The 13,422-nt window shown below is 40.0% G+C and carries 15 protein-coding genes and 1 tRNA gene; 10 read left to right on the top strand and 6 right to left on the bottom strand.

What is annotated here, in order from left to right:
* Positions 1 to 329: 329 nt before the first annotated feature.
* Positions 330 to 1,049, top strand: a complete 720-nt coding sequence (locus V7Q33_RS04330; protein ID WP_333818998.1) for a tetratricopeptide repeat protein — start codon at positions 330 to 332, stop codon at positions 1,047 to 1,049.
* Positions 1,050 to 1,066: 17 nt separating this feature from the next.
* Here the strand turns inward: V7Q33_RS04330 and V7Q33_RS04325 are convergent, their stop codons facing one another.
* Positions 1,067 to 1,195 carry a hypothetical protein gene (locus V7Q33_RS04325; RefSeq protein WP_333818997.1) on the bottom strand — a complete coding sequence of 43 codons (129 nt, stop codon included), beginning with the start codon at positions 1,193 to 1,195 and terminating at the stop codon, positions 1,067 to 1,069.
* Between the two features lie 123 nt (positions 1,196 to 1,318).
* Between V7Q33_RS04325 and V7Q33_RS04320 the strand changes: the two genes are divergently transcribed.
* The 8 genes from V7Q33_RS04320 to V7Q33_RS04285 all read left to right on the top strand — a co-directional run bounded on the left by V7Q33_RS04320 (position 1,319) and on the right by V7Q33_RS04285 (position 8,812).
* The gene (locus V7Q33_RS04320) at positions 1,319 to 2,293 is read left to right on the top strand and encodes an endo alpha-1,4 polygalactosaminidase (protein WP_331976204.1); all 975 of its coding nucleotides are present in this window, start codon (positions 1,319 to 1,321) and stop codon (positions 2,291 to 2,293) included.
* Positions 2,294 to 2,747: 454 nt separating this feature from the next.
* Entirely contained in the window at positions 2,748 to 3,128 is a 381-nt protein-coding gene (locus V7Q33_RS04315; protein ID WP_331976206.1) for a DoxX family membrane protein, read from the top strand.
* A 47-nt stretch (positions 3,129 to 3,175) separates the two neighbouring features.
* A complete protein-coding gene (locus tag V7Q33_RS04310; RefSeq protein ID WP_331976208.1) occupies positions 3,176 to 3,493 on the top strand; it encodes an ArsR/SmtB family transcription factor in 318 nt (105 codons plus the stop codon).
* Positions 3,493 to 3,996 (top strand): SRPBCC family protein, encoded by a 504-nt coding sequence (locus V7Q33_RS04305; protein WP_333818996.1) that lies wholly within the window; start codon positions 3,493 to 3,495, stop codon positions 3,994 to 3,996. The genes V7Q33_RS04310 and V7Q33_RS04305 overlap by 1 nt, the downstream gene beginning before the upstream one ends.
* 166 nt (positions 3,997 to 4,162) lie before the next feature.
* Positions 4,163 to 4,705 (top strand): hypothetical protein, encoded by a 543-nt coding sequence (locus tag V7Q33_RS04300; RefSeq protein ID WP_333818995.1) that lies wholly within the window; start codon positions 4,163 to 4,165, stop codon positions 4,703 to 4,705.
* Positions 4,706 to 4,785: 80 nt separating this feature from the next.
* The gene (locus V7Q33_RS04295; protein ID WP_331976213.1) at positions 4,786 to 4,938 is read left to right on the top strand and encodes a hypothetical protein; all 153 of its coding nucleotides are present in this window, start codon (positions 4,786 to 4,788) and stop codon (positions 4,936 to 4,938) included.
* A 30-nt stretch (positions 4,939 to 4,968) separates the two neighbouring features.
* A complete protein-coding gene (locus V7Q33_RS04290) occupies positions 4,969 to 6,033 on the top strand; it encodes a cobalamin-independent methionine synthase II family protein (protein ID WP_331976215.1) in 1,065 nt (354 codons plus the stop codon).
* 487 nt (positions 6,034 to 6,520) lie between these two features.
* Complete coding sequence (locus tag V7Q33_RS04285; RefSeq protein ID WP_333818994.1) at positions 6,521 to 8,812, top strand: cation:proton antiporter; 2,292 nt, start codon at positions 6,521 to 6,523, stop codon at positions 8,810 to 8,812.
* 43 nt (positions 8,813 to 8,855) lie between these two features.
* On the opposite strand, the gene V7Q33_RS04280 is transcribed toward V7Q33_RS04285, so the two are convergent.
* From V7Q33_RS04280 to V7Q33_RS04270, 3 genes are all read right to left on the bottom strand, one after another.
* Positions 8,856 to 9,062, bottom strand: coding sequence for a hypothetical protein (locus tag V7Q33_RS04280; protein ID WP_333818993.1), 207 nt, complete (start codon positions 9,060 to 9,062; stop codon positions 8,856 to 8,858).
* A gap of 120 nt (positions 9,063 to 9,182) precedes the next feature.
* Positions 9,183 to 9,554 (bottom strand): hypothetical protein, encoded by a 372-nt coding sequence (locus V7Q33_RS04275; protein ID WP_333818992.1) that lies wholly within the window; start codon positions 9,552 to 9,554, stop codon positions 9,183 to 9,185.
* A gap of 84 nt (positions 9,555 to 9,638) precedes the next feature.
* Positions 9,639 to 11,063 (bottom strand): helicase associated domain-containing protein, encoded by a 1,425-nt coding sequence (locus V7Q33_RS04270; protein ID WP_331976223.1) that lies wholly within the window; start codon positions 11,061 to 11,063, stop codon positions 9,639 to 9,641.
* Positions 11,064 to 12,104: 1,041 nt separating this feature from the next.
* On the opposite strand from V7Q33_RS04270, the gene V7Q33_RS04265 reads away from it, so the two are divergent.
* Positions 12,105 to 12,389: a hypothetical protein gene (locus V7Q33_RS04265; RefSeq protein ID WP_331976225.1), complete on the top strand. Its 285-nt coding sequence runs from the start codon at positions 12,105 to 12,107 to the stop codon at positions 12,387 to 12,389.
* Positions 12,390 to 12,443: 54 nt separating this feature from the next.
* Here V7Q33_RS04265 and V7Q33_RS04260 read toward each other — a convergent pair whose 3' ends face one another.
* The gene (locus tag V7Q33_RS04260; protein WP_331976227.1) at positions 12,444 to 12,884 is read right to left on the bottom strand and encodes a hypothetical protein; all 441 of its coding nucleotides are present in this window, start codon (positions 12,882 to 12,884) and stop codon (positions 12,444 to 12,446) included.
* A gap of 415 nt (positions 12,885 to 13,299) precedes the next feature.
* Positions 13,300 to 13,374, bottom strand: a tRNA-Arg gene (locus tag V7Q33_RS04255).
* Between the last annotated feature and the right edge of the window lie 48 nt (positions 13,375 to 13,422).

The following is a 13,422-nucleotide window of genomic DNA, read 5'->3' as shown; positions in this document are numbered from 1 at the left end:
GCTTTTTACATATTGCATCATAGCTTCTTATTTTGAATGCGATGGCGAGGTCTTGCCAATTAATGGAGGAAAATTATTTGAGTATATAAAAAATAAATGAATGCCTTTGATAAATTATTTGAATAGAGATCTATCGTAGTTGTTATTGGAGAAACTAACAAATGGGTTAAAGTTAAATACTGTGAGGGTGAAGGGTGGATCAGGAAAAGCGGTCTCAAGTAAATGTCAAGAACAGATTTACTTCAATGACAAAAAAGCTTAAAATAGTAAGGACAAATATATTTTTGCTTTACTGATCAAAAGTATACTGTAGATTTGTCGTTATAGCTATGCGATACATTATCCTGTTATTAACGATTGCTTTTGCGTTACCCAGCCATGCGCAGTCCGATGAATACTTGCAAAGAGGTAATGAAGCTTTGCAAAACAGGCAATATGCTGAAGCCATCGGTTATTTGAATAAATCCCTCGAATCCAACCCCGAACAAGAGTCGGCATTGCTGCTTCGCAGTCAGGCGAATTACGCATTGAAGAAGTATGATCTTGTAATACAGGATTGCGAAAAGATTCTGGATATCAACAAGACGATTATAACAGATGATGATTTCACGGCTATATGGAACCTGGGAGTAACCTACAATAGCATGCGTCAGTTTGAAAAAGCCCGCAGCTACTTTGACATTGCGTTAAAAATGCAACCCGAAAATATTCGTCTCTATGAAAATATAGGCTACGGATATATGGAAGAGAAGAAGTATGACCTGGCCCTGAAGCAATACGAAAAAATAGTAAGTCTGGATAGTCACTCAGACAAAGGATACTATGAAATAGGAAAAATATATTATCTCAAAAAGCAATTCCGAAAAGCCATAACTGCATTTGATAAGGCGATCAGCATCAATCCATCTTACGGCATTGCCTATCAAAACCGCGGTTCTGCTAAACTCGAAATCAAAGATCGCGAAGGCTGTTGTCGTGATTGGAGAAAGTGTCTTTCACTGGGCATCACACAGATTAAACCTTACCTGGAAAAATATTGTGCACATTGATATACGTGTATCCGCTGTTACGTGTGCACGTTTGTACGTGCCAGCGTACACGTACAAACGTTATCAGTCTCTATGCGATAAGCAAAATTATGCAGCCGCTGCATGCCCAGGTAATAACTAATAGGACAGGCAATAATTACTTTCATACTTGCTAAGTAAATAGACCCATTTTTTAACAGAAGAAATCCTTTTAACTTGCAAGCAATATTTATCCATTACTCACGGTTATATAGTATAATATCACAAATCCAGTTTATATACACTCTTTCATGAAACTTACTTCATTCTTCACAACGATCGGCATTGTATTACTAAGTGCTTGCTCCTCCGATGACGATACTTCGTCCTCCTCTTCAGTCAATTACAAAGAGGAAATGCGCAATTTTGTTATTAACATCAGCAAAGCTGCAAAAGCTTCACGGTCTGGTTTTCTGATCGTCCCCCAAAATGGGATTGAACTTGTTACTCAAAACGGCGAGGAAGATGGCCCCCTTCATACTGCCTATCTCGATGCTGTTGATGCACATGGTCAGGAAGATTTCCTGTATGGCTACAATCAGGATGATGAAGCAACGCCTTCAGATGCTACCACATATCTGAAAGCTTTTCTCGACCGCTCCAGCAGCAGCGGCAATCGTATTCTGATAACAGACTACTGCTCTACCGATAGCAAGAAATCAGCCTCTTATACTACGAACAACAGCTACGGATATATATCATACGCTGCGGAACATCGTGAGCTCGACATTATTCCAGTGAGCGAACCTTACCAGGCACACAATGGCGATGTAGCAACATTGGCTGATGCTAAAAATTTTCTTTACCTGCTCAACTCAAAGAATTACTCTTCAAAATCAGATTTTCTCCAGGCATTGAAAGCCACCCGCTACGATGTACTGATTATTGACATGTTCTTTACAGATGGCACTGCACTTACAGCAGATGAGGTAGCACAGCTTAAAACAAAGAGTGGTGGTGGCTCACGCAAAGTGATCGCCTACATGTCTATTGGTGAGGCTGAAGATTACCGCTACTACTGGCAGAGTGACTGGAATAAAAATAAACCGAGCTGGATGGATGCTGAAAATCCCAATTGGCCTGGTAACTATAAAGTAAAATACTGGAATACCGACTGGCAGAATATCATTTATAAGAACAGCGACTCATACCTGAACAAAATAGTCAATGCAGGATTCGATGGAGTATACCTCGATATCATTGATGCCTTTGAATATTACGAATAGATCAAACTATATTATAAAGCTAAAAGAGCCTGAGTATTATGCTCAGGCTCTTTTTTATTACAGATTAACAATATTGAAGAGCTGCTACTCCTTTTTCTTTTTACCAGTTCATTAAGATTAAGGCATATCTGTCGGTCAACAATATGGCCAGCCTCTTTAGAATTGCATCGTTGTCCGGATCATTAAAATGGAGGCCAACGTACGATCCGAAGCAACCACTTATCCGGAGTGATTGACTCCTCCCGACAGGCCCATAAAAACTAGATTGGTGTCGTCCCAACCAGAAGGCGAGAGGAATTTACACGACAGGTAGAGCCAATTTCCAGTATAAAAATCAAGTGTTTTAACACTAAAAAAATTTTAGCAAGCCTGTCAAAAATTTCAAAAAACAATTGTGAAACCAATCAATTGCCAATAATTTGCAACCAATTGGTTTCACTAAAAAATAATATCTATGAAAGCAAAAATTCTGTTTGTTTTATGCCTGCTGGCAGGCCTCATGTTTATCAATGCCGGCCTTGACAAATTCTTTCACTATATGCCGATGCCTGAAGACATGCCGGAGGAAATGGTAAAGGCCGGGAAGGCATTTATGGAAATAGGCTGGCTTATGCCTCTTGTTGGATCGATTGAAATTATCGGCGGTTTATTATTGATCTTCCCAAGAACCAGGGCACTTGGCGCTATTGTTATCCTGCCTGTTTTAATAGGCATTTTACTCGCCAACATAAGCATGGCACCTTCAGGATTGCCCATTGTATTTGTTTTGATTGCGATAATACTTTGGGTAATTATAGACAACCGGGAAAAGTATCTGCCTATGATACGGAAATAACATAGGCCGTTATTGAATCTGGTTATTATACCAAAGAATACGCTTCCATGAGAAGAGATATTTTTCAAGCCATTGCCGATCCAACGAGAAGAGCCATTATTACCTTGATTACTGTACAGGCAATGACACCAAATGCTATTGCTGAACATTTCGACACTACACGACAAGCAATTTCAAAGCACTTGAAAGTTTTAACGGAATGTGAACTCGTAAAACAGGAACATCGGGGCAGAGAAATATACTATCAACTTGAAATTGATAAAATGAAAGAAATAGACAAATGGTTAGAACAATTCAGAAAGATTTGGGAAAGCCGCTTTGATCAACTAGACCAATTATTATTAACCCTCAAAAAGAAAAAATAATGAAACACAATTTGCAGTTCGACTTCCTTGTAGACAAAGAAAAAAATACGTTAACCATCAGACGCAAATTCTTAGCGGAGCGGCAATTGGTTTGGAATTGTTATACCACAAGTGAACTACTCGACAAGTGGTTTGCACCGGCTCCATTAACTACCAAGACAAAATCCATGAATTTTCATGAAGGAGGTCATTGGCACTATGCCATGGTAGAACCCAACGGCACAGAATACTGGGGCTATACCGAATATGTGAAAATTAAACCTATCGACTATTATACAGCATTAGACGCTTTTGCGAATGCAGAAGGAGAAATAAACAAGGACCTGCCGCGTGCAGAATGGCGTGTTACGTTTACCGACAAGGGTGAAAACACTTTGGTGGAGACAGTGGTGACCTATAAATCCCTTTCCGATTTAGAAACAGTTATTCAGATGGGCATGGAGCAAGGAATGACAGCAACACTTGATAAACTGGATGAATTGCTGTTAACCCTGAACAAGTAAAATAGAATTACAAAAAGAGAGATTGTCAAGTGTAACTTGGCAATCTCTGAATATACAAAGCAATCGGCAGATCAAGCCAAGCGATTTAATTATACCTCCGGTTTACCGAATTTTGATTTATCTGGATTTTATTTTAGCTTAAACAAACCATTCGTGCTCCCAGCCATTGAAAAGATTTCTTTCCATAGCATTCATTGTATTACTATTCCTTAATACAATCGGGTATTATGGCGTGTTCGTGGGCCTATACCATCGGAACGATGTTGCCATGAACAACGTATTCGATTCTGATAATTATAGCGGTCTTCAATTAATTACTATCAAGATTCCGGTATCTATACCCTACCTGTTCGACCAAACGGATTTCGAACGCGCACAGGGAGAATTTCAACACGAGGGTGAATTTTATCGCCTCGTAAAACAACGTTATGCAAAGGATACACTTACCGTACTTTGTGTAAAGGATGATACACACAAAAAGATAGACCGTGCGCTAAAAGACTATGTAAGAACATTTGGCGACAATCACAACGATAGTAAGTCAACTTTAAAAATTACAGTTAACTTTTTAAAAGACTATTTGCCGCAAGCCCTTTCAATATATACTGTTTCTCCAGGCTGGGTATATAGTCTGCAACACAATTCATTCTTTAGAACGCTGATCCCCGCTTTTACAGCTTCCATTATACATCCTCCGGAAAGAGCCTGAAGTAAAGTCAGGTACCCATTTTTCCTGCAACTGTATTCATATATACCTGGTCTGCAGGTGTATGTATCGTTACATTATACATGATGGATACCAGCCATTTGTATGGCAAAATCCGATTGTACAGCTTACATATAGCCTGGCAACCCTGGGCACCTGCCGACCGCATGTTCTATGTAAATCGCGTGAAGACGCGGGCAGAAGAAGGCTATGCTAACTATAATCCATATCACTAAATATATCATTTAATCAACCCTTTAACTACTATGAAAATTCCGACAGAACCCATTGGAAGTATACCGCGCCCGGCTTATTTGCTTGACGCCATGAATGCTTTCGCACAGGCAGAAATTAAAGAGGCAGATTTAAATCAGGCGCTTGAAAAAGCATTGAAAGAAACGATCAATCTCTTTGAACAGACCGGTTCTCCGATCATTACCGATGGCGAGCAGGGTAAACCCAGTTTTGCAACCTATCCTATACATGGTTCGCGCGAACTTGCTTCAGATGGTGTGGTAATTCCATTTGCTGATGGCCACACCCGGCAGCTGCCGAAGTTCACAGGGCGTAAATTCAAGTACGAAAATTTTGCAGGCAATTATGTTAAAAAAGCAAAGCAATTTACATCGCTCCCTGTAAAGCAAGCGGTTATTTCTGTTTCAGCACTTAGCTTGCTATACCCTCCGGAAGGCATTGGCGAATATACCCGTGAGCAGTTTACAGCAGACTTGATAAATGAAGCGGAGCGAGACATTCGCCAGTGCTTTAATAATGGTGCCTATAACGTACAGATAGATTTTACAGAGGCCAGACTTGCTATAAAGCTCGATCCCTCCAAGTCGTTACTGAAAATGTTTATTGCTCTCAACAATCAGGTACTCGATCGGTTTACAAAAGAAGAACAAAAATATATTGGCGTGCATACATGTCCCGGAGGAGACAAAGATTCTACGCATAGTGCCGATATAGGTTATCCTGAACTACTGCCATACTTATTTCAACTCCATGTAGGTAATTTTTACCTGGAATATGCCGCAGAGAAAAACAAGAAGGATACACTTCAATCCATTCGTGAATTTGTGAAGCCCGGCCAGAAAATTTTTCTGGGTGTAACAAATGTTCTGGACAAACATATCGAAACGCCCCAGGAAATATGCGATCTTGTTCTGGAAGCTGCCGATATCCTTCCCATAGAGCACCTGGGAACAACAGATGATTGTGGCTTCTCTCCTTTTGCTGATGATCTTTCAACAGCACGCGAATTGGCGTTTGCCAAGATCAAGGCGCGTGTGCAAGGTACTGCACTTGCCGAGAAGAAACTTCGTCTATAACACGCAAGAGAAGTATATTTCCATAAAATACTAAAAACTGTAGTGGATAAGGAATGTATCCATTACAGTTTCTTCAATACTATAAATAGTTTGTACGGTGATCCTCCAATAACAGCCGGGAGTATATTTACTTCTTCGCAAAGTAGAATACAAAAACGGCAACCGTTACCTGAACTGGTTCGGCAGCAAAATGGCAGCTTCGGCAATATAAAAACCGTCTTATCCAGAAGCAGTTAACATTGTAATAACAAAGAAAAAATTGTAACGACTGCTGTAACGTGAATCATTACTCAATCACCGCACGTGCACCATGCCTGTAAAATGGATGCTGACTTTTTCGTTGCAAAATTTTTCCGCCTTGTTACATATTTGGAAGTACGCATTCATTGCAACACGTTTATTCCATTAAATTCGACCCGGTTTTAAGCATCTTGAGTCGACAGCCAGGGAAATGCCTGTGGTTGCGCTGTCACAAATACCGATTATTATGCAAAATATCTCTTCCGTTAATAACACAAAAAAGATTGCATTCTACTTAGTGGTAGTAGGTGCATTTGCTTTGTTTATTTATCTGATCCTGAAACAGGGCACCACGAACCTGGAAGTAAGCCGGCAAATAGTAACATCTTCCAAAGACAGTAATTATTGGCACGACTTCATTACAGGTTTACAACATAGCTTCAGGCATCCGCTTGCTATACTCCTCGGGCAGATTGTTGCCATTATTATCACGGCGCGATTCTTTGGCTACCTCGCCAAAAAAGTGAGACAGCCCGCTGTAGTCGGTGAAGTTATTGCTGGTATAGTACTGGGCCCATCGCTGCTCGGACTATATTTTCCGGATTTTGCTACTACTTTGTTTCCCGCTCAGTCGTTGGGAAATCTTCAGTTGCTGAGTCAGATCGGATTGATTCTGTTCATGTTTGTAATCGGTATGGAACTTGACCTTACTGTGCTGCGCAACCGAGCACATGATGCTGTAGTAGTAAGCCATGCCAGTATCATCGTTCCGTTTGCATTAGGGGTTACCTTCGCCTATTTTACGTATGAGACATTCGCGCCACAAACTATAAACTTTACCTCATTCGCATTGTTTATGGGCATTGCCATGAGCATTACAGCATTTCCGGTGTTAGCGCGTATTGTGCAGGAACGTGGCATCCAAAAAACAAAATTAGGAACCATTGTTATTACCTGTGCTGCTGCCGATGATATTACTGCATGGTGCATACTGGCTGCGGTTATTGCCATTGTAAAAGCAGGCTCTTTTGGCAGTTCGCTGTTTATTATACTCATGGCCATCGGCTATGTATTCGTTATGCTCAAAGTAGTAAAGCCTTTTCTGAAAAGAATTGGTGACCTGCACACATCACGGGAAAATTTAAGCCAGCCAATTGTCGCGATCTTTTTTCTCACCCTTATACTTTCTTCTTATGTTACCGAGCTTATTGGTATACATGCATTGTTCGGAGCTTTCATGACCGGTGCCATCATTCCTGAAAATGCTAAGTTCAGAAATATATTTATTGAAAAAGTAGAAGACGTATCCGTTGTATTACTGCTTCCACTTTTCTTTGTCTTTACCGGACTCAGAACACAGATCGGTTTGCTGAACGAACCTTCGCTGTGGATGACCGCGGGCGTGATCATCGCTGTAGCTGTTACCGGTAAATTTTTAGGAAGCGCTATTGCGGCCAAAGTTGTTGGCCAAAGTTGGAAAGACAGTCTTTCTATTGGAGCGTTGATGAACACCCGCGGGCTGATGGAACTTGTTGTACTCAATATAGGATATGACCTCGGTGTACTGAGTCCTGAAGTATTTGCCATGATGGTTATTATGGCATTAGTGACTACCATGATGACTGGACCCGCTCTCGATATGATCAATCATTTTTTCAAAGACAAAACAACTGCTGCACCAGGCAAGATTGCAGATTCCGGTCTTTATAAAGTATTGATCTCTTTTGCCAATCCGGATACCGGCCGCACGCTGCTGCGACTCGCCAACAGCTTTACAAAAAATCTCAATGGCAATTCAGAACTCACTACCATGCACCTTTCACCTGCAAATGATTTGCATCTATATAACATTGAGGAATATGAACGTGAAAGTTTTCTGCCAGTGCTGGAAGAATCGAAACAGCTAAACCGCAAGGTGAACACCATGTTCAAAGCTACATCTGATCTTGAATCGGATATAGCAGAAATTGCCAACAAAGGAAATTATGACATCTTGCTAATTGGTGTCGGTAAGTCCATTTACCAGGGAACATTGCTTGGAAATATACTGGGCTTTACCACACGCATTTTTCATCCTGATAAATTCTTCGACAAACATACCAAATTAGACAGCGGATTATCTGACTCTGCTTTAGACCTGAGAACAAATGCTATTCTTACCAAAGCAGATGTACCCGTTGGTGTATTTATAGATAAAGATTTCAATACTGCCGATCGAATTGCAGTTGCCATTAGTGAATCTCAGGATTCGTTTCTGCTCGAGTATGTGCAACGCTTTATTTCCAACAACCAATCGCAGGTGATTATTTTAGAACTTGGCCGCACACTAAAGAATGACCATGGATTTAAAGAAAGAATCAGACAGATTGAACAGATCGCACCGAATCATATTGCAATTGTTTCGGCTGGCGAAATACAGTCAGAAAATTTTCAATCAACAGATCTATTCGTAACCAGTATTTCTACCTGGGCAAAATTAGTAGCGGAAAAAAACAAATCACTCGCGGATGCGCCCTCTACATTGATCTTAAAAAAATGACCCGACAACTGTTGACTCTCTAAAAAGCTCAAGGTATTCTCACTTAATCATACTCACGAAACCAGTCAATATCAACATATCTTTTATCCTCTTTTACATTGAAATTAAAAATTCCAATGCGATCGCCTCTATAGCTGCCCCAGGTCAACTGATAAGGGCTTCCAAAAGAATGGTAGTGCTTACCATCAGTACTAAAAGCATAATGATGGCGATTGAGTACAACATCCGAATGTCCGCCCCAGGCTTCCATGTTTTGCCATCAGTATATTCCATTGGTATAGGATGTCCTGTAGTGGGGTGAACAAATACACTTCACTACGTTTTATACCTTTGCGACTACCCAAATCAGCAACTATCAAAACTACTTCGACTAATCCGGTATATCCATTTCGCCAGCCCGAAATCTAATACATGCCTTGGGATACCGATGTGTATCTCCGCTTGTGAATATAACTTCGGTATAGTCTACATCAGGGTCGTAGAGAAAAAGTTTTCTATCTACTTTTTCTGCCATCTCCTGAAGTTCGTTGAAAGGCTTAGAGGATAAATCATAATGGCAGAATGTAACTTTTGTATATGAATAATCAGTATCCGCATCCTGCCCTTGCGAGATTACTATATTTTCGTGGTCAAAGGTGGATATCAAATCGGTTCTTAGCGCTACCAATTCTTTAAATTTTTTCTTAATAGAACATGAAGCTGTAACAATTAACAATGCAAAAATAAAGGTCTTTTTAGGCATAGAGTATAAGGTTAACAATTCGACTAACGAGGCCATCGATTAAAGGTTTGAAATCTTGCTAATACATCATCGCGTCACCGTCAATCATTTTTTGTCAAGCCAATCAAAGCCCAGACGGTTAAGTTTATTTACTTGTTCTGTCGATAGTCTGTGTCTATTCTTTCGCTGCCAGGCTATCCAGAGGCCCAGTGAGGTATATGCTCCAGTGCGCTTCGATGGCTTAGCGTGCCCAAATTCTTTTTTAAATTTCTTCAGTTCTTCATATCGCTTATCCCATCGTAATCTAAAATAGTCAGCCCTTCTCCAAGTAAAATCAAACTTGATGGCTTTTAACTTTTGCTTTTGTGCATCAGTAAGTGTCTTGTTCCAAACCTTTAAATTATCCAACCATCCTCGCAATTCCTGATTTTTAATGGGGACAACAAAATGACCATTGTCAAGATAAAATTTCTTTAGTTTATTATACATCACATTCCATTGGGCGTCTCTTTTTTTCTTCCTGTCTTTTCTCCAAACCATTCCCAAAGCCTCCAGTTTCTCGCGCCTGTATTTGGTTATAGATACTTTTTCTTCCTGAGCCATTAGCCATCGATGCAATTTAGGATTCATTCTTTTCGTGACTTTGATGTGGCCATGCTTCTTATAAAAAGCCTTCAGCTTGTTATACATGGCGTCCCAGTTTTCTCCTCTTCTATTTTGTATTTGATCACTCCATTCGAACCCGAGGTCATTCAATTTTTTTCTATGATCTTCGCTTAGAAGATTTTCTTTAATCCGGTTTATATTAACCCATGCATAGAGGGCCCGCTGACGAATGGGAACTTTGCAATGCCCGTAAGTACTCTTGAACTTTTTCAATTCCTCATACTTCTTCAACCATTTTTCTTCTTCTATTTTCTTTCTTCCTGCATTCCAGTCAAACTCGATTGAGTTAAGCAGCCTGATCTTATCCTCCGAAAGCTTTCCACCCTTATACCTTTTAATTTGCGACCGGCTCCATTCAAACAAATCAGAATGTTTACTATCCCGCCACGCAATGCGCGAGTTGCCAAATTCGTGATAATAGGCTTTCAGCCTTTCAAATCCCCGCAACCACTGTGCAGTATAATGAGGTCTTCTCAATTCCCAGATAAACTCGATTTCGTCAAGCTTGCGGATATGTTCAGGTGAAAGTCTTTTGTGCGATAGTCGTTGTTGTTTAACCCATGAACTCAACAATTCTTGTTCTGCATCATCAGGAGAAACCTCCGTATGTCCGAACTTCCTGTAAAAGGCCCTGAGTTTTTCATACATAACATCCCAATCATCAATGACGTTATAATCGAAATTGAAACCCATTGCCGTGAGTTCTTCTTTTAGCGGCTTTGGTAGTTGGTGTTTTTGATTTCTGATATTCTCCACCCATCGCGAAAGAGTCAAATCTTCTTTCCATTGAGAAGGAACGTTACAATGGCCAAATTTCTTTTTGAAGGTCTTTAACCTGGCGAGATTATGTTTCCAAACTTCCATATAAACTTATCTGAACAGAATTAAAATGAATCAAAGTTAAAACAAAGACTCTTAATGTTATTAATTCTTTGTCAGGCTGACAATAGTGACACGATAACAATTGTGTGCAGTTATGTATAGGGAAAAAATGGGTGATTGAAATAGCATCAATCATATAATCGACAGATTACATCAAATTATCAATCGTCTGATAGGCAAGACAATTTGCTTCTGTCTTACTATATATTTCGAAGTTAGTTGTGGTCAACTTTCACACCAGAACGTTCACGGGTCGGTGGTAGCAAAGTATATATGGTAATACCACCGGTTTCAATTGTCTTATAGAACTTCGTCAAAACGGTTTGCTATTGCATTGAGGCTGCACGCCCATGACATTTAACTGGTAGGGCATGACGTACATTTCGTATACTTCATCGCCACGCAAGGCTTTGATTCTTGAAAGCATTTGAATATATTAGTTATATCAATCGTTGCCTTATGTATCCAGCATTCAAAATATCCAGGATTCACCTGTTTGATAGAATTGTATTAACAGACCGGCTTACAGAATTATCAGTGAAAATCGATGCATTGCCCAAGTGCTTCATTTTTTATGTTCGATTCGAAAACATGAGCACCTTTATTACGCTGCTGGAGCAAAGCTCAATCAACACCTTTACGTTCATTCCTGCCAGTCACTCTATAGAGAGATTTCGAAGCCGGTCAGTTTTGAAATTTGAATGAGTTAATCCGGTTCATCCAGCCTTTATATATTTTCTGGCTTGGCTTCCTTGATTACTTCAATGAAATTCCTGCATACTTCCCTGAGCGATTCCGACAGCATCTTTGGGAATAGTCGAGTCTATGCATTCAGTGTCTCTGTTCCTATAGTGGCTACATAGCACGCATCGTCTTCACTGGAAATCTTTGACACCTAATTTGGCAATGTTGAACACCTGACTGGAATCTTTAGTATTATATGTTCTTCGTGAGAACATTTCGTATATTTAAATAGTGTTCACATTTCGTATGGAACAGCCTAACCGACTCTCTTTTGACTTCTTGGAAACTACTATCTGTAGGAAGCTTTCAGATACATTTGATAAGTATAGGGATATATTGCCGCTGATTTATGACATCGAACAAGTTTACAACGTGTTGGAGTCTGATTCTTACATTGCTGCTGTTGATAACATCCTCACAGTACTCCAGGAATACCGTTCGCAGTCAAGCCTTGCAGAGGAGATGTTTGGAAATATAATAAAGGATTTTTGGCACGGGATAAATGAAAAGAACCCTGGCCATAAAGGAAAGTACTATATAGATTCCGTTGTGGACAACGATTAAAAAAACAAAATCCCCTGCCCGGGTTTATAGTTCATCTGAAATACCTATGCCTTCCTAGTTAAGAACTTCTTTGAGCCAGGACAACGCAGCATCGTGATCACAAAAAAATCTCTTCGTCAATCTATGATTGTCTTGGTCGTGGTCATCTGATGACACCTCCGCATTTAATTCTGCCAGAGGATAATTGGGAATAACCATCGCTATATAGCGGATACCCATTCCAACAACTCTGGGTTGCCAGTCCGTACCGATCCATTTCAAATCGTTGCCGGACACCGCCTTTCCACTTCGAATATCAAAAAGGATACCCAGATTCTCATGGATTTGCTTTTTCTCGGCAACATAGTCAAGAATCAAATTAAAACATTCACGCACATCACTACTCGTTTTGAAACCTGTGACCTCATGGCGAATGCAAGGGATTTCAGGAATATACTCATTGAAACCATAAGACTTTTGATCAAGGATAATTCCTCTGCCGGTGGATAGATTCATAAACTGAAATTTGTTACCGCAAAGCTATAGAAGAAGTGGATTGATCCGTTCGGAACAAATACCGAGGGCAGTTGCGTATTTATACTTAGTCCGCCAATCTCTTAACAAAGCCGATAATGTCGTCTGGACTTACTAGCCTATTCACATATACTAACCTATAAGGTATATAATACTGTATTCCATACTAAAAATTAATGTACAACATATACTTTGAGAAGTTTTATTGAAGCCCTGCATTTATAAGATTCAAAACAGGTCTCCGGAAAAGGTGACCATTCTGCATGGTGTATATCTCCCAATTTAAGATACATCGAGTTTGAATTTGCCAAAAAATTCAAGAATACAAGGAACCGAACAGGATCACTTCAAACAAAAAAAGCCTGAAATTTTTATAATTTCAGGCTTTTTGATGTTATGGTAGTCCCGACAGGAATCGAACCTGCATCAAAAGTTTAGGAAACTCCTATTCTATCCATTGAACTACGGGACCAGTTCTTGCTAAGCTCCATTTAGCAAGGGCCGCAAAGATAAAAAATAT

The organism is Ohtaekwangia sp. (assembly GCF_036786105.1).
Classification (GTDB): Bacteria; Bacteroidota; Bacteroidia; order Cytophagales; family Cyclobacteriaceae; genus Ohtaekwangia.
The sequence above is the reverse complement of the archived record's forward strand: the minus strand, read 5'-3'. Positions and strand labels throughout refer to the sequence as shown.